A 2,284-nucleotide genomic window follows, 5' to 3' on the forward strand; every position below is an offset into this window, starting at 1 on the left:
GCTGTTCGCACAATTCTGGCACCACCATTACGGCAAGATCACCGCGGCCTGGGCGGTGCTGTCGCTCGGCTCGCTGGTCGTCTTCGCTGGCGGCATGGCAACGCTGGCGGCGCTCGTTCACGCCCTGCTCGCCGAATATCTCGGCTTCATCGTTCTGCTGTTCTCGCTCTATGTCGTAGCCGGCGGCGTCCTCATCACTGGAGACATCAAGGCGACGCCGGCGACCAATCTCGGCATTCTCGCGCTCGGCACGTTGGGAGCGAGCATCGTCGGTACCACGGGTGCGGCGATGATTCTGATCCGCCCCTTGCTCCGCGCCAACCGGCTGCGCCGTCACAACGTCCATGTCGTCATCTTCTTCATCATCCTGGTTGCAAATGTAGGCGGCGCGCTGAGCCCGCTCGGCGATCCCCCGTTGTTCGTCGGCTTCCTGCACGGCGTCGACTTCTTCTGGACCACGCGAACCATCTGGCTGCAGACCGCAATCGTGGCCGGGCTGCTGCTCGCGATTTTCGCCGCCATCGACCTCTGGCGTTTCCGGAGCGAGCCGCCGCCCGTTGGCGCCGGCCCCGCCCAGCCGGTCCGCATCCGCGGGCTCGTCAATCTGGTGCTGATTGCGGCCATCGCCGCCAGTCTGCTGGCCTCGGCAATGTGGAAGCCGGGCGTTTCGTTCGACATTCTCGGCACCAAGCTGGAGCTGGAGGACATCGCCCGCAATCTGGTGCTGCTCGCCATCGCGGCGCTGTCGGTGTGGCTCACGCCGGACGAACATCGGCAGGCCAACGGCTTCACCTGGGAACCCATCCGCGAGGTCGCGAAGCTGTTCGCCGGCATCTTCGTCGCCATCATCCCGGTCATTGCCATGCTCAATGCCGGACATGACGGTGCGTTCGCCTGGCTGCTCACCGCCGTGACGGGGCCGGACGGAGCGCCGCGTGAGGTCGTCTATTTCTGGTTTACCGGCCTGATGTCCGCGTTCCTCGACAATGCTCCGACCTATCTGTTGTTCTTCGAACTCGCCGGCGGGGATGCGCAAGTGCTGATGCATCAGCTCTCCGGCACGCTTGCCTCGATCTCCATGGGGGCCGTCTACATGGGAGCGCTCACCTATATCGGCAACGCGCCGAACTTCATGGTGAGCAGCATCGCCAGTGAAAGCGGCATCCAGATGCCGAGCTTCTTCGGTTATTTCCTGCGCGCCGGCGCCGTGCTGATCCCGCTGTTCCTGTTGCTGACGTTCCTGCCGGTCGTCCCGATCCTGCACTGGCATTGAATCTCGCGCCCGATTTGCTACTGCTGCCGAGCCCCGATCAGGAGAATTCTGATGCTTGCCGCCAAATCCGAGGTTCAGGTCGACAATGAGCAGGTCCGGGTGACCGAATGGCGGCTCGTGCCCGGCAGCGCCACGGGGCATCACACCCACGGCATGGACTATGTCATCGTTCCGGTCGTGGCGGGAGAGATGACCATCGTGGCGCCGAATGGCGAGCGGTCCAAAGCGCAGCTCGCGGCGGGAAAGTCCTATTTCCGCAAGGCCGGCGTCGAGCATGACGTACTTAACGAAACCTCAACCGAGATCGTGTTCCTTGAAATAGAGCTGAAACCATAAGCCGGCGCTCCTGTCTGCCATCGATCCGTCGCAGTTGATCCCTCACAATGCCCTAAAGTTCCCGCATCAGATCGCGCGGGGAGTGGCCGAGAAATGCTGAAATACCTCGCTAAAATCTCGACGGATATTTTCCCCTCGGTGCTCGCAACGATCATCGGGGCTTACATCGTTAACCACTACATCAACGCCAAGCCGGCGGCCGACACCCCAGCCGCCGTGGTCGCGCCCGCCCAGACGGGCAGTGACGGCAAACCGGATGCCGCCGCCAACCTTCCTGCCCCTGGCGTCAAGGCCAAGGGCATTTCCGAGAAGAGCGTCGCCGAAAGGGCGACGGTCGAGAAGCCTGCCGATCATCAGCCTTCGGCCGAGGCCAAGGCCGCCGACATGGCTCCCGCGGAAAACGGCCCGCGCGGCCGTCCTTCTGCGCGCGACAAGGCCGCGGCCAAGTCAGCTCCGGCTGCCTCTGCTCCAGTCGTTGAGGCCAATTCGGCCTCGACGGCGGCTTCCCCCGCCGCGACCCCCGACGCCAACGATCTCGCGCGTGCTGCGATCGAGCGCCTGCGCAAGTCGAATGAGGGCAAGCCAGCCGAGGCCAAGGCTACCGAGGCCAAGGCTACCGAGGCCAAGGCCGCTGAGCCCAGATCTGCCGAAGCCAGGCCTGCGGAGGTTCGCGCG

2 protein-coding genes and 1 pseudogene are annotated in these 2,284 nt (G+C 64.2%); all 3 read left to right on the plus strand.

The annotated features are described in order from the left end of the window. Window positions 1-1,273: sodium:proton antiporter (locus JHD07_RS12400; RefSeq protein WP_291622403.1), on the plus strand; the 1,273-nt coding region annotated here is incomplete at its 5' end. A 51-nt stretch (window positions 1,274-1,324) separates the two neighbouring features. Then, window positions 1,325-1,609, plus strand: coding sequence for a cupin domain-containing protein (locus JHD07_RS12405; RefSeq protein WP_291622405.1), 285 nt, complete (start codon window positions 1,325-1,327; stop codon window positions 1,607-1,609). Window positions 1,610-1,702: 93 nt separating this feature from the next. Beyond that, window positions 1,703-2,284, plus strand: a pseudogene (locus JHD07_RS12410) (hypothetical protein); the annotation flags it as partial.

Source organism: Bradyrhizobium sp., assembly GCF_016462955.1.
Taxonomy (GTDB): domain Bacteria; phylum Pseudomonadota; class Alphaproteobacteria; order Rhizobiales; family Xanthobacteraceae; genus Bradyrhizobium.

What these genes read in the sequence shown, in the direction of transcription:
- JHD07_RS12405 (WP_291622405.1), top strand. Translation starts at nt 1,325, where the DNA reads ATGCTTGCCGCCAAATCCGAGGTTCAGGTCGACAATGAGCAGGTCCGG.